Source organism: Mycolicibacterium arabiense (assembly GCF_010731815.2).
GTDB lineage: Bacteria > Actinomycetota > Actinomycetes > Mycobacteriales > Mycobacteriaceae > Mycobacterium > Mycobacterium arabiense.
Map to the genome: position 1 here is coordinate 4515011 of NZ_AP022593.1, position 18940 is coordinate 4533950.

General features: G+C 68.8%; 13 protein-coding genes and 1 pseudogene. 7 read left to right on the forward strand and 7 right to left on the reverse strand.

Translation table 11 applies throughout. From position 1 onward, the window contains the following. Window positions 1-2: 2 nt before the first annotated feature. From G6N61_RS23355 to G6N61_RS23370, 4 genes are read left to right on the forward strand one after another with little or no spacing between them, the layout of a single operon-like run. On the forward strand, window positions 3-1430 hold the full coding sequence (locus G6N61_RS23355) for a P-loop NTPase family protein (protein WP_163921751.1): 1428 nt from the start codon (window positions 3-5) through the stop codon (window positions 1428-1430). Next, complete coding sequence (locus tag G6N61_RS23360; protein WP_235887269.1) at window positions 1427-2497, forward strand: glycosyltransferase family 4 protein; 1071 nt, start codon at window positions 1427-1429, stop codon at window positions 2495-2497. Before G6N61_RS23355 ends, G6N61_RS23360 begins: the two co-directional genes overlap by 4 nt. After that, the gene (locus tag G6N61_RS23365) at window positions 2494-4758 is read left to right on the forward strand and encodes a glycosyltransferase (RefSeq protein ID WP_235887270.1); all 2265 of its coding nucleotides are present in this window, start codon (window positions 2494-2496) and stop codon (window positions 4756-4758) included. The genes G6N61_RS23360 and G6N61_RS23365 overlap by 4 nt, the downstream gene beginning before the upstream one ends. Further along, complete coding sequence (locus G6N61_RS23370) at window positions 4755-6104, forward strand: glycosyltransferase family 4 protein (protein ID WP_163921754.1); 1350 nt, start codon at window positions 4755-4757, stop codon at window positions 6102-6104. The genes G6N61_RS23365 and G6N61_RS23370 overlap by 4 nt, the downstream gene beginning before the upstream one ends. A 150-nt stretch (window positions 6105-6254) precedes the next feature. On the opposite strand, the pseudogene G6N61_RS31345 reads toward G6N61_RS23370, so the two are convergent. The 6 genes and pseudogenes from G6N61_RS31345 to G6N61_RS23395 all read right to left on the reverse strand — a co-directional run. Continuing rightward, a pseudogene (locus tag G6N61_RS31345) lies at window positions 6255-7478 on the reverse strand (O-antigen ligase family protein); the annotation flags it as partial. After that, entirely contained in the window at window positions 7478-8857 is a 1380-nt protein-coding gene (locus tag G6N61_RS23375; RefSeq protein WP_163921772.1) for a P-loop NTPase family protein, read from the reverse strand. The gene G6N61_RS23375 and the pseudogene G6N61_RS31345, both read right to left, overlap by 1 nt. Window positions 8858-8962: 105 nt before the next feature. Beyond that, complete coding sequence (locus tag G6N61_RS23380) at window positions 8963-10597, reverse strand: hypothetical protein (protein ID WP_163921775.1); 1635 nt, start codon at window positions 10595-10597, stop codon at window positions 8963-8965. Further along, on the reverse strand, window positions 10584-11177 hold the full coding sequence (locus tag G6N61_RS23385) for an AMIN-like domain-containing (lipo)protein (RefSeq protein ID WP_163921778.1): 594 nt from the start codon (window positions 11175-11177) through the stop codon (window positions 10584-10586). The genes G6N61_RS23380 and G6N61_RS23385 overlap by 14 nt, the downstream gene beginning before the upstream one ends. 24 nt (window positions 11178-11201) lie before the next feature. Then, on the reverse strand, window positions 11202-12536 hold the full coding sequence (locus tag G6N61_RS23390; RefSeq protein ID WP_235887271.1) for a putative glycoside hydrolase: 1335 nt from the start codon (window positions 12534-12536) through the stop codon (window positions 11202-11204). 13 nt (window positions 12537-12549) lie between these two features. Next, entirely contained in the window at window positions 12550-13863 is a 1314-nt protein-coding gene (locus G6N61_RS23395) for a phenylacetate--CoA ligase family protein (protein WP_163921781.1), read from the reverse strand. 209 nt (window positions 13864-14072) lie between these two features. On the opposite strand from G6N61_RS23395, the gene G6N61_RS23400 reads away from it, so the two are divergent. Further along, on the forward strand, window positions 14073-15425 hold the full coding sequence (locus G6N61_RS23400) for a heparinase II/III family protein (RefSeq protein WP_235887272.1): 1353 nt from the start codon (window positions 14073-14075) through the stop codon (window positions 15423-15425). Here G6N61_RS23400 and G6N61_RS23405 read toward each other — a convergent pair. Further along, window positions 15321-16328, reverse strand: coding sequence for an IS481 family transposase (locus tag G6N61_RS23405; protein ID WP_163916602.1), 1008 nt, complete (start codon window positions 16326-16328; stop codon window positions 15321-15323). The genes G6N61_RS23400 and G6N61_RS23405 overlap by 105 nt on opposite strands. A gap of 118 nt (window positions 16329-16446) precedes the next feature. On the opposite strand from G6N61_RS23405, the gene G6N61_RS23410 reads away from it, so the two are divergent. Continuing rightward, complete coding sequence (locus G6N61_RS23410) at window positions 16447-17283, forward strand: heparinase II/III family protein (RefSeq protein ID WP_235887273.1); 837 nt, start codon at window positions 16447-16449, stop codon at window positions 17281-17283. A gap of 167 nt (window positions 17284-17450) precedes the next feature. Further along, window positions 17451-18446: a glycosyltransferase family 2 protein gene (locus G6N61_RS23415; protein WP_163921784.1), complete on the forward strand. Its 996-nt coding sequence runs from the start codon at window positions 17451-17453 to the stop codon at window positions 18444-18446. Window positions 18447-18940 lie beyond the last annotated feature (494 nt).

Genomic DNA, 18940 nt, shown 5'->3' on the forward strand with positions numbered 1-18940 from the left:
CAGTGAACCACGCTTGGAATCTCTACACCGACCGGATCCGTAGGCACCTCTGGCCGGTGCTCGCGCTCGGCCTGGCCGCCGCGATCGCGGGTTACGCGTTCGGCCTGTCCCAGCCCACGCACTACACCGGCTGGGCGACGCTCAGTACCGCGACGACCGATCGGGCCCCCGAGCAGGACGGCGTGCTGGCGTCGGGCTACGTCGACTACTTCAACAGCAGCGGCTACCAGAACAAGCTCAAGCGCACCGGCACCGTGCCCGCCGACGTGACGATGCACGCGCGGACGGCTGCGGCCAGCCCGATCATCTACGTGGAGGCGACGTCCGAGTCGCGCCCCTCGGCCGAGATCGCCGCTCCCGCAGCCGCGCAGATGTTCCGCGACGACATCAACGCACAGCTGCAGGTGGCCAGGGACGAGACGATCGCCGCGGTCCGGAAGCCCTTCGACGACGCCCGTCAGGCCAACGGCGTGGCCTCGGGTGTGTCACTCGACCAGCTCCAGCAGCAGGTCAATCAGATCAACGCAGACAGCACCAACACCTTGAAGAGCATGCAGCTCGAGTCGGGGATGAGCGAGAGTTCGCCCAACGCCTGGCCGGGTGCGCTGCTCGCGCTGATCGGCGGACTGCTGCTGGGCTGCCTCGTAGCCGTCGCGGCGGGCGCCGTCTCGCGTCGCACCCCCACGGCCGCCGAACTCGCGGCCAAGACCGGACTCGCCCCGATCGTCGAAGTGCCCGCGGCCAAGTCGGCGCGCAGCCGCGCCCTGCGGACCCACCGCGTCCAGCAGCTGGTCAACGCCGTCGGTCTGGCCGGACTACCCCAGCGTGCCGTCGTGACGTTGACGTCCACGGTCGCCACGGCCGAAATCGGGGACATGGCCCGCGAACTCGCCAGGGGTCGTGCCGCGCAGGGGCTGCGCACGGTGCTGGTGAACGCGGACCTGCACGCACCAGATGCGTTCGGGTTTGGCGAGGCGCTGCTGGACGAGACGCTCGACCTCGACGCGATCCTGCGCACCACCGACACCCAGCTGAGCGAGATGTCGTCGGGGCGGGTGTCGGGTACGCCCTTCACCACCGTCACCGCGCCACGCGTGGCCGCGCTACTGGCGCGGTTGACCGAGGAATTCGACTTCGTGGTCGTCGCGGCACCGCCCATCACCGATGCCGCGGAGTCCCAAATCCTCTGTGCGGCAGGCGACGGCGTATTGCTGGTCGTCGACGCGTCGAAGTCGCGTACGACCGACATCGCGGAAGCCTCGGCGCTGCTCACGTCGTTCGGCGCGCGACTGATCGGATCGGTGCTCTCGGGAACGTCGCGGGCACGCGGCTTCACCGCCCGCGCAGGCAAGCCCGCTACCGCAGCGCCACGGGTGGACCAGCCGGTCGCGGGCCGCACCCCGGTGTACGCGGACGCCGCGGGCCAGTGACGGTCCCCACGGCGCTGTGGGTGTCGACCAGCACCGAGACCAAGGGCGGTGTGTCGACGTTCGTCCGCAGCATGTTGACGACGCCGCTGCGTGAGCAGTGGGGGATCTCCCACGTCGCGAGCCACCGCGACGGCAGCGCAGCCGCCAAGGTCGTGCAGTTCCTCCTGGCACTGGTCCGATTCACCCACCGGATGGCGTGGCGCCGGCCGACGGTGGTGCACCTGCACGTGGCGTCACGGGGGAGCTTCTTCCGCAAGGCGACGTTCGCGGGGATCGCGAGGGCCTTCGGCGTCCCGGTCGTGTCCCACGTGCACGGCGCGATGTTCGACGTGTTCTACGCAGGCTCACCGGCCGTGGTGCAATGGTTGGTCCGCGACATGCTCGCCCACTCCGCGGCCGTGGTCGCGTTGGGCGAGACGTGGGCGCAGCGGCTGCGTTCGATCGAACCGCGGGCGCGAGTCAGCGTCGTGCCCAACCCGATCCGCCCCGTCGGGGCTGCGGTGCAACCGGCTGCGGGCGAACCCGTGCGCGTGCTGTTCCTCGGCCGCATCGAGGACGACAAGGGCGTGTTCACCCTCATCGAGGCATGGCGGACCATGACGGCGCGACTCGACGGTCGGACGTCGGCGCACCTCACCCTCGCCGGTGACGGCGAGGTGTCGCGGGCCCGCGATCTGGTCGCCGATCTCGGTCTGGAACCGTCGGTCGACGTCACCGGGTGGGTCGATCCGCGCCGGGTACCCGAGATGCTGCGGTCGTCACAGGTGCTGGTCTTGGCCTCGCACTACGAGGGCCAACCGATGGCGGTGCTCGAGGCCATGGCCAACGGGTTGTGCGTCATCTCCAGCCCGGTGGGTGGCATACCGGAGATGGTCGGTGACGACGCGGGCATCCTGGTGCCGCCCGGTGATGCCCGTCGCCTCGCCGAAGAGTTGTGCGACGTGGTCGAGAACCACCAGCGCAGAGCCGATCTCGGCAATGCGGCCTTGCGCCGGGTGCGTGACCGGTTCGACGTCGACGTGGCGTGGCGCGAGTTCGACGGCATCTACCGCGGTGCGCTCCGATGACCGGACGGCCCCTGCGCGTGATGTACGTGGTGCCCGACCTCGGCCTCGGCGGAGCGGAGCGCCACGTCACGACGCTGATGCCCAACCTGGACCGCGCGCGCTTCGAACCGGCCGTCGTCTGCATCGGGGTCGAAGGGGAACTGTTCGCCGACCTCGGTGACGTCAGAGCCGTTGCGTTGCAGCGCAGCAAGCGCCAGGCATTCGGCGCGCTGCGGGACCTGATCCGCGAGATGCGTGCGTTCCGGCCCGACGTGGTCCTGCTGCGCGGCTACAACGCCGAGCTACTCGGCAGGGTCGCCGCCCGGGTCGCGGGCGTCCCGCACTGCGTGGTGTGGGTGCACAACCACTCCGACACCGAACCGCGCGGGGCGGTGCGTCGCATCGCCGACCGCGTCCTCGACCGGGGCACCACGGCCTACTTCGGGGTGGCCGAGGCCCAGCACGAATACCTGACCGACGACCTCGGGCACCCGGCCGACAAGATCCGGGTCATTCACAACGGCGTCGAGCCGGCGGCCTACCGGTGCGACGACGACCGCCGTGCCGTCGCGGATTTGGGCATCGGCGATGGTGACCCGGTCGTGGGAATCGTGGCCGCGCTGCGACCCGAGAAGGATCACGCCAACTTCATGCGCGCGGCACGAAGTGTCGTCGACCACCTGCCCGAGGCGAAGTTCCTGATCGTCGGCGACGGCCCCATGCGCCCCGAGATCGAGTCGCTGCGCGACGAACTCGGCCTGGGCGACAACGTCGTGATGGCCGGCGCCCGCCACGACGTGCCAGACCTGCTCCGAGCGATGAACGTCGTGGTGCTCAGCTCCTTCAGCATCGAATGCTTCCCCATGGCGCTGCTCGAGGCGATGGCCGCGGGGCGCCCCGCAGTCTGCACCGACGTCGGGGGCGTACGCGAGATGATCGACGAGGGCGTCACCGGCTACCTCGTCGCCCCACACGACCCCGGCGCACTGGCCCGGCGACTGCTCGACGTGCTGACCGATGACGCGCTGGCACGCAGGATGGGTCGCGCGGCGCGCGCACGGGTCGAGGCGTCGTTCAGCCTGCGGGCCAGTGTCGCCAAGACCGAGGCGGTCCTCGACGAGTTGACCGCGGTGCGGCCGCCGCGGCCGGTCCGGCTGGCCGTGGTCATGGACCTGACTCACGTGGGCGGCGCCGAAGTGCTGCTGCTCGAATTGTTCCGCCGCTTCGACCCGCGGGCAGTGGTGCCGCGGCTCATCTGCCTGCGGGAAGCGGGCCCACTGGCCGACGACTTCCGCGCGGCGGGGTTCGACGTGGAAGTGCTGCACCGCACGGGCCGATTCGACGTGCGCACGCTGCCACGCCTCGTCCGGTCGCTGCGCGCCGACGCGACGGACGTCGTGCTGGTGAACCACCATCACCGCGCTGCGCTCGCGCTCGGGCGCCTCGCCGCGCGCCTCACCCGGACCGCGAATGTCGTTGCCGCCCACGACATGGACCTCGCATCGGTGGGTGGCCGGGTACTACCGAGGTGGACGGTCGACACGCTCGCCTTCGCCGACGCCCTGATCTTGCTGTCGGAGAGTCAGCGCGACTATCTCCATCGCCGCGAGGGTGTCGGACGGTCGCGGCTGGCCACGACGCGCGAGGTCGTGATCGGAAACGGCATCGCGATGCCCGGGGTGCCGGCCGCCGCCGACCGGGCGCGCGCCCGCCTCCTGATCGGTGCGGTCGACGACGACTTCGTCGTGGGGATCGTCGCGCGGCTCAGCCCGCAGAAGGCCCACGAGGTGCTGTTCGCCGCCGTGGCCAAGGCGGCCTGCGAGGTACCCCGCATTCGCCTCGTCGTCGTCGGCGGCGGCGACCGCGAGGCCGAACTTCGCGCGCTGGCAGACGAACTCGGCATTCACGAGCGGACCCGATTCCTCGGCGTCCGGCGTGACGTCGCCGATCTGCTCCCGGGCCTCGACGTCGCCTGCCTCTCCTCGGTGCACGAGGGCGTCCCCATCACGCTCATCGAGGCGATGGCCGCCGCGCTGCCCGTGGTCGCCACCGACTGCGGCGCGGTCCGCGACCTGGTCGTCGACGGCGAGACGGGTTTCGTCGTCCCGGTCGGCGACGCCGACCAGCTCGCCGAGCGGCTGGTGCGCCTCGCCTGCGACGACGCGGCGCGTGTTCGGCTGGGCGCGCACGGCAGACAGCGGGCCGAGCGGCACCACGACATTGGTTGCACGGCAGCCGGTTACGAAGACCTACTCCAACGATTGATTCGAGGAACACGATGAAGGGTCACGTCCTAATCCTGGTCGAGAATCTGTCCGTGCCGTTCGACCGACGGGTGTGGCAGGAGAGCCGGGCGTTGGTCGACGCCGGCCACCAGGTAACCGTCATCTGCCCGAAGGGCACCAAGCAGGACGTCGAGGCCGAGGCGGTGATCGACGGCGTGCGCATCCTGCGCTACCCCCTGCAGGCGGCCAGCGGTGGTCCGATCGGCTACGTCCGCGAGTACGGGCTCGCGCTGTTCCACACGATGCGGCTCGCCCTCAAGGTGCGGCGCAACGGTCCGATCGACGTCGTGCACGCATGCAACCCGCCCGACGTCTTCTTCATCGTGGCCTTGATGCTGAGGGTGCTCGGCGGTACCCGGTTCGTGTTCGACCAGCACGACCTGTGCCCCGAATTGTTCCAGTCCCGCTTCGCCACCGGCGGCAAGTGGCTGTACCGCATGACGCTGCTCGTCGAGCGCATCACGTTCGCCGCTGCCGACGCCGTGATCTCCACCAACGAGAGCTATCGGCAGGTTGCCATCGGCCGCGGCAAGATGACACCCGAACGGGTCGCGGTGGTCAGGAGTGCGCCGGACCTGTCTAGGTTCGTCCGGCGTCCGGCCGATGCGGACCTGCGCAAGGGCAAGCGCTACCTCGGTGCCTACCTCGGCGTCATGGGTCCCCAGGACGGAGTCGACTACGCACTGCGCTCGATCTCACACCTTCGGGACACGCTCGGGCGCAAGGACGTTCACTTCGTGTTCATGGGTGGCGGCGACATGCTCGACGACATGGTGCTGCTCGCCGCCGAACTCGGGATCTCCGAGATGGTGGAGTTCACCGGCCGGGTGCCGGACGAGTTCGTCCAGCGCTGCCTGTCCACCGCCGACGTCTGCCTGTCGCCGGACCCGAAGAACCCGCTGAACGACGTGTCCACGATGAACAAGGTCGTGGAGTACATGGCGATGTCCGCGCCGCTGGTGTCGTTCGACCTCGTCGAGGCCCGGGTGTCGGCAGGGGAGTCGGCGGTGTACGTTCCCGCCAACGACGAGGCGGCGTTCGCCGTGGCCATCGACGAGTTGCTCGACGATCCGGACAAGCGCGCCGCGATGGGCGCACTGGGTCGGGCCCGCGTCGAAACGGCGCTCTCCTGGGAGAACTCGCGCCGCAACCTGATCAAGTTCTACGACATGGTGTTCGCCGACGTGGTTCGTCCGCGCCAGGGCCTGACCCCGGTGTCAGAACCTCGCGCGCGGAATGCGGACGTACTGCTGCTCCGTCGTCCCGCGGCAGCGATCGATCACACCCACCGCCATGCCCACGAGGCCGAACGCGAGGGCGTTCGGGTAGTCAAGCAGGCGTAGGTCGGCGAAGAGGCCGAGGATGGTCAGCGCGGTCAGGCCCATCAGCGCGGTGAGTACGAGGGGCCTGCCGAGCAGGCCCTCGGTGGGCATCGCGCGGATGCCCCGGAGCAGCGCACCGAAGATCAGACCGAGAACGGCCAACCACATCAGCAGACCGACGATGCCGAGTTCGGCCAGGATCCCCAGCTCGTTGAAGTGCGACGCCACCCCGAGTCCGCGGATCCACGGCACGTCTTCCGACGCGCGTTGGTGGTGGAACGTGTTGACCGCGAGGAAGCGGCCGAGACCCCAGCCGAACCAGGGCTTCTCGGCGAACGCCCACAGGGCGGTCGCGTCGGCGTTGAGCCGGTCGAAGACCTCGTTGGTGGACGCGATGCCACCCTGCTCCCGGTCCGAACTCGAGAACGACTGCCAGTTGGCGGCAACCCCTGCCGCCAGCAGCCCCAGCGTCACCAGATAGGGCCTGCGGATGCCCTTGGCCATGGTTGCGCCGATCACGACGACCACCACGAAGCCGAAGTACACCGCCCGGGTGTGGGTGAGGTAGATGGCGTACGTGCACGCGGCCGCGATGGTCCACAGCAGCAGCCGGCGCCAGCGGGGATGGGGCAGTGTGCTGGCGAGCAGGACGGCGACGGCGTAGCCGATGATCAGCACGACGCCGTTGGCGCCAGGCTGATTCAGTAGTCCATTGGCGCGCTCGGTGTAATTCGGCGCATCGACGACGTAGCGCGGCCACACCAGCGCCCGGGGGCCGGTGAACTGCATGATGCTCACCGCGGCGGAGTACGACGCGAAGGCCAGCGACGCGACGAGCAGTGTCCGCACCGCGGCCAGCGTCGTGATCGCCGAACGGGCGACGAAGTAGACGACGAACGGAATCACCGTGCCGATGAGCAGGTAGCGCCACAGCGAGAGTTGGTCGGTGAGTTCGGGATCCACCAGCGCGGGCAGCTCGTGGCTACCCAGGATGGAGAACACGTTCCACGCGACGTATAGCAGCATGGCGATCTCGATGCCGCCCAGCTTGAGACGATGCCGGCGATTCGCCGCCCACCACGCCCCGAAGGACACGACGAGCAATGCGAACGCGGCCAGGAACGGGTCGGCCCCGACACTGGGCAGCGCCAGACGCATCAGGAGCGTGACGAGCAACAGGATCACGGCCCACAGCGGGCTACGCAGACCGACCACGACCAGCGGCACGGCTACGGCGACGGTGAGGGCAGTCCCGGCGAACCCGCCCGAGAGCCCGGCACCTGCAACGGTGGCGGCCGCGGCAACGCCGAGCAGCGCCGCGACTACGAGGCGAACCGTCCACTGCGACCGGCTGCAGGTCTCCGGTTCACCCGTGGGTAGCGCGGTGTCGACCATCAGGACCGCCCCCGCGCGGTGCGCTCGACGAGCACGACGCCGACCAGTCGTCCGTCGACCTGCGCCACGGTGCGGATCGATTCCTGGACGTCGATCAGCGAGGTGCCCACCTCGACGACCAGCACCACGGAGTCACTCAGGTCACCGAGCACCTGGGCCTCCCCGGCTCGCGACATCGACGGCGTACTGACGACGATCAACCGGGCCCGTTCGCGAAGGCTGGTCAGCACGGCCTGCACGGCTGCCCTGTCGAACAACTCGTACGGATCGCCGTTCGTGGTGCCGGGCCGGACCACGTCGAGGTCGTCGGCCGTGTTCTCCACCATGAAGTCGACCTCGGAGGGCGCCCCGGACGCCAGTAGTTCGGCCAGACCCGGTCGCTTGTCGCCGCCGTCGCGCAGATCGGCCTGCACCAGCACGGTCCGCTCGCCCTGTGCCGCGCGTTGTCTCGCGATGTCGTCGGCCAGGTCGTGTGCCGCACGGCCCGTGCCCGCGGGCGCCACGGAAACGGTCACGGGGCGGCCGTCGGCGTCGCGCACCAGGAGATTCAGCAGGTGTTGCACCCGAACGGCACGGGTTCCCGCGTGCGCGGCATCGCCAGGGGCGGGAAGCACGTCGAGCGGTTCGATCCCTAGCTTGTCGACGAGGTCGTAGTCCGTGTCGATGCGCCGTGCCGCGTTCGCCGCGAACAGCGCAGCAGCACATCCCAATACGAGACCCGCCGCGAGCGACATGGCAATCGTGGTGACCCGACCCGCGCCGATCTCGGTGACACCGCCCTCTGGTTCGAGCAGCGTGACCTGGTTGGACGTGTCGGCATTCAATTCGTTGATCTGCGTCTGCAGGGAATTCTGGGCGTCCACCGCCTCCGGATCGGTGCGGTCGCCGTACTCGGCACGCAACCGCTCGAGCATCGCCGCCACGTTGTCGTCCCGTTGCGACACCATCGAGGCGTTGATCTCGGCGGCGAACGTCCGCGCCATCGCGGTCGCCGCGCTCTGTGCGGTCTCGGCCGACCCCGACGTCGCGGTGACGAAGAAGACCGGACCCAGTCCCGCGGTGCGAGCGCTGAATCCGCCGACGTCGCCGGTCACCTTCGCCCGGTCGGCCAGGCCGCTGGCGTAGTCGCCCTCGTTGAAGAACATCACGTAGCCCTGCGACAGCGCCGCGTCCTCCAGCGGGGCGCGGTTCACGCTCGCCGCCGACAGCACCGCCTGGCCGGTGTACTGGGTCGTCGACGCCGCGGCCGCGGCGATACCGCCGAGACCGGCGATCGCGACGATGGCCGCGACGAGCCACTTGCGTCGGCGGATCCGATCGACCTGGATGGCCAGGCCGCCGGGGCGCCGGTCGGTCGGGGTCAGTGGATCCGAGTGCACCCGAGCCTCAGTGGCGTCCGGTGTCGGAGTATTCGTGCGGGTCAACGGTCGTCCCCTTCGAGAGATCGGGGATCGCGCGGATCCCATGGGTCGCTGCGAGCGACGTCAGTTCACGCGGCAGACGTCGGTCATGCCGAGAGATCGGATGTAGGACTCGTCGACGTCGTCGCCGCGATAGCGGAAGGACGTGGTGTCGGCGACGGGGACCGGCGAGCAGGACTCGCCGAGTCGCGCGATGAGGTCATTGCGCACGTAGAACCACGTACCGGAGGCCGTGATCGGCGAATACGCCGTCCGAAACTGCGTCAGCGCGTAGACGTCTGAGGCACTCGACCAGACGGAGTGCGTGATGATCGCATCGGGTCGATGGCTCGCCAGGTACGGACCAAGCGCCCGGTAGCCGTTGCGGGCGAGTTCGCGGTTGGTCAGAAGTCCGGAGTCGAGGATCTCGAAGTTCTCGCAGCACAGGCTGGCTCCCCCGACGTCGGGGGTCAGCAGCGAGAACTGCTCGGCGCCGAGTGCGCGCCGCACGGTGTCGACCGCCTCGGCCGAATCACGGTAGGCCGCGGGGGTGATCGCGTCCGTGCGACCGGGTTCCAGTACCGCGTCGACGCGTTCGCCGTCGACGCCGTAGCAGGCCACCGCCAGCATGGCGACGACGACGCACGCCAGCCGCATCGGCGACTCGAGTGCTCGCATCGCGCGGGGGAGGCAGAACGCCACGTTCACGACGGCCAGTGCCACCAGCGACTGTTCCATCCGGCCGAGGTATCCCCAGTTCGGACCGAGCACCAGGTTGGCGCCCACCACTCCGGCGAGGTAGCCCACGGCGAACGCGATTGCCGGTGACACCGTCCGTGCTCGCAGCCGGGCCAGCGGGTTCGGCAGAGCGGGGAACCGCCTGCCGAGCAGGGCTCCGGCGCCAACGATCAGTCCTGGGGTCACCACGAGCAGTAGCTCCTTGACCACGGTCTTGCTCATCGCGACGCGTTCTGCGAGCGAGGTGCCGTACGGGTATGGGGGAGACTGCTTGGCCAGCATGGTGTTTGGCAGCACCGAGTCGAACACGGCGTAGCGCAGTGCGGTCAACAGGAGCGCGGAGGCGAGCACGCCGAGGATCAGCGCACCACCGCGGCGACGACTGCGCGTGACCAATGCGATCAGCACGGCACCCGCGATGACGTAGCCCGACGCCTCGAGCCGGATCCAGGGGATGAGCGCTGCGAGCGCGAACAGGACGGACGTGGGGCGCCGGGTCCGCAGCGCCCACAGGACGGCCAGGGTGACGGCGCTCAACGCCGTCATCTCCATGCCGTTGGCGGTCTCGTTCAGGAATGCGGTGGAGACGAACACCACGAAGGACACCACGACGGCGGACCGGCCAAGGAAGGGGCGGAGCAGTCGGTGCAGCAGTACGGCGCCGACTGCTGCGAACAGACCCGCCCACAGCTGGCTGGCCAGCACCATGCCGTCGAAGCCCAGCGGCAGTACCCGGTAGGTCGCTGCGAGCAGCGCCATCCAGAATGGGCTCGAATAGCCCTCCACCACTTCCGACAACGGTGTCAGCGCGATGCGCCCCGTGTCGGCGAACGTGCGCGCGAACGCGACGGTGATCGATCCGTCGTCCCAGCCCCGCATGCCCACCAGCAGTGCCACCGCGGCGTGGACCGCGATAACCGCGACGAACAGCATCGACGCCGTCGACGTGGTGACGGTACGGCGGGACTCAGTCAGCAACATCGATGACGATCCGCGTCGGGTTGGTCAGCGCCGTGACGTCGAAGGCGGGCTGATTGCCGTTGACGGTGACGAACACCTGCGTGATGCCCGCGCCCTGAGCCGAGAACTGAACGGTGTTGATCTGTGGCGTGGCCTGGTCGAAGACGACCGGCGGTCCGGTGTAGCCGGCAGGGCTCGAGAAGGGGCTCGGCGTCTCGAGGACAAGGACCTCCAGGACGGACTGCCCCGGTAGCGCGAGCACCTGGCCGGTGCCGTTCTGCAGCGGTGTCGTCACGTACTGGGCGGTCCACCCGGGCACCGCGGTGCCGGTGAAGGTCAGCACCGCGCTGTCGTGATCGCCCTGGCGGGCGACGGCCATGCTCGTCATCGAGATCGCCAGCGCCTCGGCGTCGGGTCTACGGGTCTTGCGTCCGATTCCCGCCTGTCGCAACGGAACCGGCTGCGAGGCGGTGGTGGGCGCCGACGACGTCATGGGCGCCGTGCTCTCGCCGGCAGACACGGCGTTGCTGCATCCGGACGCGAGTATCGCCAGGCAGACGAGCGGCGCCAGGTAGGCGGCGGTGCGGCGGCTAGCTCTCATGGTGCATCGTGTCAGCTCCATCGGTCACCTCACCAAGACGATTCCGTCGTGGCCGTCGATGGTGACGGAGGCGGCGCGTACGCCGTCGTTCGTCACCGGGTCTTGGGTGCCCTGCAATCTCGCGTAGGGCCGTTCGAGTTCGATGCTGACCCGGCTGGGCGTGGTGTTCAACAGCACTATCCCGTTCTCGAAGTCGCGTCGCAGCACCCCGCCCAAGGGCGAACCGGTGCCTGCCTCGCGTGGTCGGGTGAGTGCGTCGACCGTCGGGTCGGGCTGCAGCGGACGGCCGAGGTAGCCCGGGCCGCGCCCGGCGCCATCCATCTCGTCGTAGTACTCGAGGACGCCGTAGTCCTTGCCCATCGGGGCCCAGTAGCCGTCCTGCAGCAAGGTGGCCACGAACCGGAACCTGGCCTTGCGCAACGCCACCGGTGAGCCCGGCGCCTCGCGGTCGGTGTTGACGTTGATCGAGACCGACGGCTGGCGCTGTCCGCCGCTGGACGCGGCGTCGACATAGGAGTAGACGTCGTCGATCGGGTCGGGCCGCACGGCGGGATCGGCGAAGCTCTCGAACACCCGTCCGTTGAGCAGGCCGTCGCGCAGAGTGCGGTTGCCGTTGGCCACCAGGATCGCGGTGGGCAGCGCGCTGCGCAGCCTGCGCTCACCAATGGTGAGGCCCCGGTCCCACGGGCCCCCTGGCGCGTAGATCTCGGCGTCGGTCTCGTCGACGCCATCGCGGTCGACGTCCCAGCGGTCGGCATCGGCGGTCCAGATGCGGTCACCCCAGACGTCGAGGAAGACCCCGTCCCAGATGCCAGCCGTCCAGACGGTGTCGACGATCCAGTCGGCGGCGTACTCCACGAAGAGCCGTCCGTCGACCCGCGGTGCGCGATCGGTGAGGTTCGCCATCACGCGGTCCTCCCACTCGTGCACGGGTGCGCCGGCCGCCGTCTTGGCGAGCCACTGGTCGGGGAATCGAAAGGCCTTGTCGTCCTTGGTGATCTGCCACATCGCGTAGGCGTTGCGCCAATATTCGTGGGACCCGATCTCGTGTACCGAGTCCACGACGTTGACGTAGGCCAGCAGTTCGAGGCGCGGGTTGCGCGCGTGCAGCCGATCGAAGAACGAACGCGGCATCCGGTGGGCCCACTCGTTGTCGATCACGACGACGTCGTAGCGGGCGAGTTCGTCGACCGGCGGCAGTTCGTCCTGGTCGAGGTAGTAGGCGGCGGTTCTGGGGAACGTCGGCCCGGTCTCTGCGGCGCGGATGGGTTCGGCGCGCGACGTCGCGGTGCCGACGTTCGCGGCGCTGCAGGACGCGATGAGCGCGGCCACCATCGAGTAGACGACGGCTCTGGTCACGACGCGCACGAGATCAGCCACCCTCGACCACGGCGGTCTTGAGCTTGCCGCTCTTGCCGCGCGGTATCTCGGTCATGACGCGCAGCGTCACGTTCTGCCCTGCTCCGATGTAGCGGTCGACGTTGCGTCGCACTGCCGCATCGACGATGGGTCGCTCGAAACCTCCCGCGGGGGTGACGCGCACCTCGAAGCGCCCGGCTCCGAGTTGCGCGATCTGCGCCTCGCGCACACCGGTCAGATCGTCGACGACGGTGCCGGGCAACGGGATCGGCCTACCGTCGGCGGCGGTGAACGAATCCTCGACGCGGCCGTAGACGGGGTGTAGTCGGGGGAACGAGCGCCCGCATGCGCACTGTTGTCCGGGTTCGGGGCCCACCTCGTCACCGGTCCGGTAGCGGAACAGCGGGAAGCCCCAGTTGTGCAGCGGTGTGCCGACGAGTTCCCACCGATCCGGTGCACCGGGTACCGGCAACGACTCGGCGATGCCGTAGTCCGGGAAGACGTGATACCCGCCGCGCTCGCAACCGCCTGCCATCAGCACGCGTTCGGTCTGGCCGTAGTGGTCGACCACGGGGCCGCCGAAGGTGTCGGCGATCAGCGCACGGCGTGCGTCGCTCATGGTCTCCGACGACGTGATGACCGCGGTGACGGGCAGCCGTTCGCCACGTTCGCGCAGCAGCGAGGCGAGCAGGGCGATGCTCGACGGCCAGCCTTCGATGGCATCCGGGGTGAAGGCCCGGACGTCGGTCAGGATGGCGTCCAGCGTGGCCGGGGTGAGGTGGAAGCTGGACACCAGGAGTTGGTGGGCGCCGGGCACCTCCTTGGTGACCCGGCCCGGTTCGTCGGCGGCGAAGGCGCTGCCCCGCAGGATGACCCGACGTGCTCCGGGACGTAGGCCGAACCACGACCACTGCCGTTCGAGCGCGCACAGTTCGTACACCGACGAGCCCTGGGTGCGGTAGACACGGACCGGTCGCCCCGACGTGCCACTCGAACTCGAACTCCACATCAGGCGTCGGGGGTAGGTGCGGAAGGCCTCTGGGTCGGCCGCGAGATCGTCGCGCGTCAGCAGTGGCAGCAGGTGGAGATCGTCGAGCGTGGTGATCGAACGCGGGTCGATGCCGCTGTCCCGGAAGTACCGGCGATAGAACGGGGACGCCGAGGCGGCGAAGCGGACCAGGGCGCGCAGTCGCCGCTCCTGGGTGCGCCGGATCTCGTCGGCGCCCGCTCGTTCCAATCGCGACAGTTCGCGGCGCATGGCGGGACGCAGCGGATGCATGGTCCGCGCGCGGTGGGTGATGCTCACCGCCGGTACGCGTGGAGCCATTGCCAATCACTTTCCTCTGGTTGCTGCTAGCAACGTCGATACGGAACTAATGGTTGAGGCCGTAAACGAGGGCCGAACGCAGACGATACCCGATCTAACTGCTGTGCGAGGATTCGTGTGACTCATCGAACGGCGGTTAGGGTACTCGCCTGCACACGAAAGGCGGTGTCATGGCAAATTTTCGCTGGTATGCCAGTCGACTCAGGTCGATGAGTGCGGCCGAGGTGGGCTGGCGGGTCGGCCGGGTGGCGGCGCGACGGGTCCACGCGGCAGGGCTGCCTGTCGGGAGGCCTGCTTCGGGCTATTCGGACGGCATGCGCGATGCGGCGCTCGACGCGTTCCGTGCGGCGCGGCGACGTCCCGTGCTGCTGGACCGGTCGCGTGCTCGAGCGCTGGCCGATGCGCACCCGCGGTGGGCCGCCGACCTCGTCGACGCGGCGGAGCGGGCGGCGCGCCTGGAGGTCACCTACTTCGGCTACCCCACCGTTCAGGTGCCCGCCCCCGTCGACTGGCACTTCGACCCGGTGTCGCGGACGACGTGGCCGACCACCGCGGCTTCGGCGATCGACTACCGAACCGCCGCCGGTGACGTGAAGTGGATCTGGGAGCTGAACCGGCTGCAGCACCTGCCACTGCTCGCGCAGGCGTGGCTGATCACCGGCGAGGCGCGGTTCAGCGCGGCCGCCTTCGACCAGATCGACGACTGGATCCGGCAGAACCCGCCCGGGACGGGCATCGGCTGGCGCAACCCGTTCGAGCCGGGACTGCGGGCGATCTCGATCGCGCTGGCGCTGCAGGGTTTGCGGGACAGCCCCGATCTCACCGTCGACCGGTTCGCGCGCATCACCGACATGCTCGTCGCGACTGCGCAGTACTGCTGGTCGGACCGGTCCCGGTTCAGTTCGGCGAACAATCACCTCGTCGGAGAACTCGCGGGCCTGGCGGTCGTCGCGCTCGTCTTCCCCGACCTGCCCGGGGCGACGACCTGGGAGCGCCGCGCGGTGCGCGAACTCGAGGCCGAAGCGGGCCGGCAGATCCTCGACGACGGCTCGGGCGCGGAGCAGGCCGTGGGCTACCAGGTCTTCACGGCCGAGTTGCTACTCGTGGTCGGCGCCCTGCTCCAGGTCAGGGACGGCCAGATACCCGACGGCATCCGGCGTGCGCTCATCCGCAGTGGGCACTACCTCACGGCGCTAGTGGGTGACGGCGACCCAGCGCCACGCATCGGTGACGACGACGAGGGTTTCGCATTCCGACTCGACGGATCGCCCCTGCGCTCGGTCCGAGACCACCTCGGTCTGGTGGCGGCGGTGACCGGCGAACCCGTCAGCAGCCGTCACGGCACCGCCTCGTGGACATCCGAGTGGTTCGGCGGGCTCGCCGGCTCAAGGGTGCCAACCGGTGCGCCGTCGACCCTCGAGACGGTCGGCGACAGTCACCACGCGCCGGCAGGGGGACTAGTTGTGATGTCCAGGGAGGTTGGTCAGCCGGGTGACCGGTGGGCGGCCTCCGAGGGCGGAGTGGGCTCGGTGGTGATTGTAGAAGTGCAGCCAGCCTGGTAGCGCGGTGTTGCGTTGTTCGGTGGATTCGTAGAGTCGGGCGTAGGCCCAGCCGTCGGCCAGGGTTCGGTGGAATCGTTCGATCTTGCCGTTGGTTTGCGGTCTGTAGGGACGGGTTCGCTTTGGGGTGATGTGCAGTTCGGTGCAGGCGTCGCGCCAGGCGTAAGAGCGATAGGCCGATCCGTTATCGGATAGGACCCGCTCCACGGTGACGCCGCGAGCGGCAAACCACATCACGGCGCGTTGCAGTACGGCGATCGCGGTGGCGGCTTTCTCGTCGAACTGGACTTCGGCATAGGCGATCCGTGAATAGTCGTCAATCACAGTGTGCACGAACGCTATTCCGATCCTGGGGCGATAGTGCGTTGATTGGCCGCCACGCTCGCCGGTGCGGTGGCCGGTAGCGATGGCGTTGCGTTTGCTTTGTTGTCTGCCCACGAACCTGTGGCCGCCGCCGTCGGGGATGTTGGCGAACTTGGTGACGTCGACGTGGACGAGCGATCCGGGATGAGGGTGTTCATAGCGGCGCAGCGGTTCCCCGGTGACGCGGTCGATGTAGGACAGTCGGTTGACCCGGCACCGAGTCAACACCGCGTGCACAGTCGAGGCCGGCACTCCGAGCCGTCCGCCGATCTGCACCGGTCCCAACCGCTGTCGCCATCGCATGTCCACGATCCGCCGCATGACTAGAGGCGCAGTCTTGGTCGGACTGACGTGCGGGCGCGAGCTGCGATCGACCATCCCGGCCGGGCCCTCGGCCCGGTACCGGTCGGCCCACTTCTTGGCGGTTCGCGGAGCGACCATGAACAACTTGGCCGCGGCGGCGTAGGTCCAGCCGGTCTCAACGACGAGCCGAGCAAGCCTCAATCGAGCGCGCGGGGTCAATGCAGCATTAGCGTGGGACACGAAGGCCTCCTGGTTGGTGAAGCGGTTTCTAGACAGCTCCACTTCACAACCGGAGGCCTTCCCTGTCACACAGGCTCACCGATACAAATCAGGACAACGTCCCTGGACATCACAACTAGTGATCCTCCGCTCGGACCGGCGGCGGGTGGTGATGGACGTCGGACCACTCGGCTTCCTCTCGATCGCCGCGCACGGCCATGCCGACGCGTTGTCGGTCACCGTCGCCCTGGACGGTGATGACCTGATCGGTGACCCAGGCGCGGCGAGTTATTACGGGCACCCCGAGTGGCGGACCGTCCACCGCGGCACCCGGGTGCACCCGACCGTCGAAGTCGACGGCGTCGACCAGTCCGTGATGGCGGGCCCCTTCATGTGGAGCAGGCATGCCGAGGTCCGGGTCAACGCGGTGGACCTCGCGGCAGGCATCGTCGACGCCGAGCACGACGGCTACCTGCGGTTGGCGGACCCGGTGCGGCACCGGCGCTGGTTGCTGGCACCGCCGGACGAGGATTCGATACTGGTCGTCGACCACGTGTCCGGGCAGGGGCGACACCACGTGCGCACCTCGTGGCCCCTGGCGCCGGCGCTCGGCGTGGTTCGGGCACCCGATGGCCACCTCGTCACCCGTGGTGGAACGGCCATCGCCCAGATCGCCACGGTGGCCACGTCTCCGCTCACCGTCGACGAAGTACGCGGCGACGAATCGTCGGGCCTGGGCTTCTGGTCGAACCGCCTCGAGTCACGAGAGCCAGCGTGGCTCGTCGGAGCGAACTGCTCGGCAGCACTGCCGTTGTGGGTGGCGACCGTGATCGCGCCGACGTCGGACGGGCCAGCGGTGAGCATGCTGCCGCTCCGGCTCGACGGCGGTCGGCTGGTAGTGGCCTGGGATGTCGGAGACAGGCGTCGCGTGATCGTCGTCGACCCCTCGGTCGCGGGCCAGGTCGAAATGCCGTGATGTTTGCCACAAACAGTTCTGGAGAAGTCGTTAGACGAGCAGCAAATAGTGCTGACGTGGTCAAAACGTACACAGCTACGTCTAGCGCAACTAGCATGACCATTGCTAAAGTCGCATGACCATGAGGACTCATAGCGAAGCGACGAACCTGAGCGTAGGCGGGTGACATGGGCACCGCACCCCGGTTCAGCTTCCTGACCACGGCGTATCGCACGGAACCCTACGTGCGCGACACGATCGATTCGCTCGTCGCGCAGACGTGCGCGGACTGGGAACTGGTCATCGTAGACAACGGCAACTCGGACGCGATGGCCGACATCGTGCGGTCCTACGGCCACGACTCGAGGATCAAGCTCGTCCGGCACGAGAATCGGGGCTACGTCGGCGGAGTGACGTCGGCTGCGGCCCATGCCACCGGTGACTACCTGTGCGTGCTCGACAGCGACGACCAGCTGATGCCCAGGTTCTGCGCCGAGGTGGGCGCGCTTCTCGACTCGGATCACGGTATCGACGCCGTGGGTGTCGACGCTGCCCGGTTCACCGACGACGGACCCGACCACCTCGTGGGGTACCTCCGCTCGATCGGAGTGCGCAGGCGCCCCGACCCCGGCGTCCCGTTGACGATGGTCGACGTGCTGGGCGGGCTGGTGCCGTACTACACGGCGGCCGTCCGCCGCGAATCTTGGGACGCCATGGGCGGTTTCGCCTCGGGCGTTCCCGGCATCGACGACTCGGTGGTGTTCTGGCTCCGCATGGTGCGCAAGTACGACGTGCGCGTGCTGCCGCGGCGCCTGGCCCGTTACCGTTTGCGCAGCGACTCGCTCAGCCGCGATCCAGCAGGGGTGGAGAAGTTCGAGGCGGAACTGGAGCGCTCGTTCCTGACGGCTGAGCCGTCGAACGCCGCCGAAGTGGCCGCGCTGCACTCGACGCTGCGCCGGATCCGCTACTGGAAGTTGCTGCGGCAGGCGCGAACGGCGCTGCTGGCCGGCGATGACAGGGCGGCCAGGCGCGCGGCTACGGCGGCGTTCGGCCAGAAGCCCACTGCGCGCAGCGCCGCGGTCGTGACGGCGGTGACCTTGGCTCCCGGACTGTTGCGCCTGATCCATCCGGTCAAGCAACGCGCGGAGTCCGCGATCGAGGACGTAGTCATCAAGGCGTCCTGAGCCGTCGGTGCCAGGCCCCGGCGGTGTGCTGCCGCCACCGTCTTCGCGTCCGAAGATATTTACTCGTCTCGGTTCTGGCAACATTTTGATGCGGTGGACGGTGCCGACGCGCGGGTGATGGCTGCGGCCGAGCAGGTGTTCAACGGAGGCTGCCACGGGCAGCCTTGAAAGACGTTCAGCGACAACACATTGTCAGTCCGGACACACGCCGCCAGCAGGTCCAGGAGACCCATCGGGAATCTGCGAGACCGGTTCGAGGCTGCCGAGGATCGCGTCCGTTGACATCACTGACGGCAAAACAACATGCCCTTGCTAGAAATGTGCAATCCGAAATACTTGTGTTGCGGGGTCGCTGAAGCTCCGCTTAATCTGGCCGCGGAACTGCACCATGGGGGCTAGATCACGAGCTCGATTGGAGCAGCTTCCGTCATGGGAGGCTCGATCACGCCCGGGGGGGCAAGCATGTCGCAATTCGCAGGTTCATTTGCTGTTCT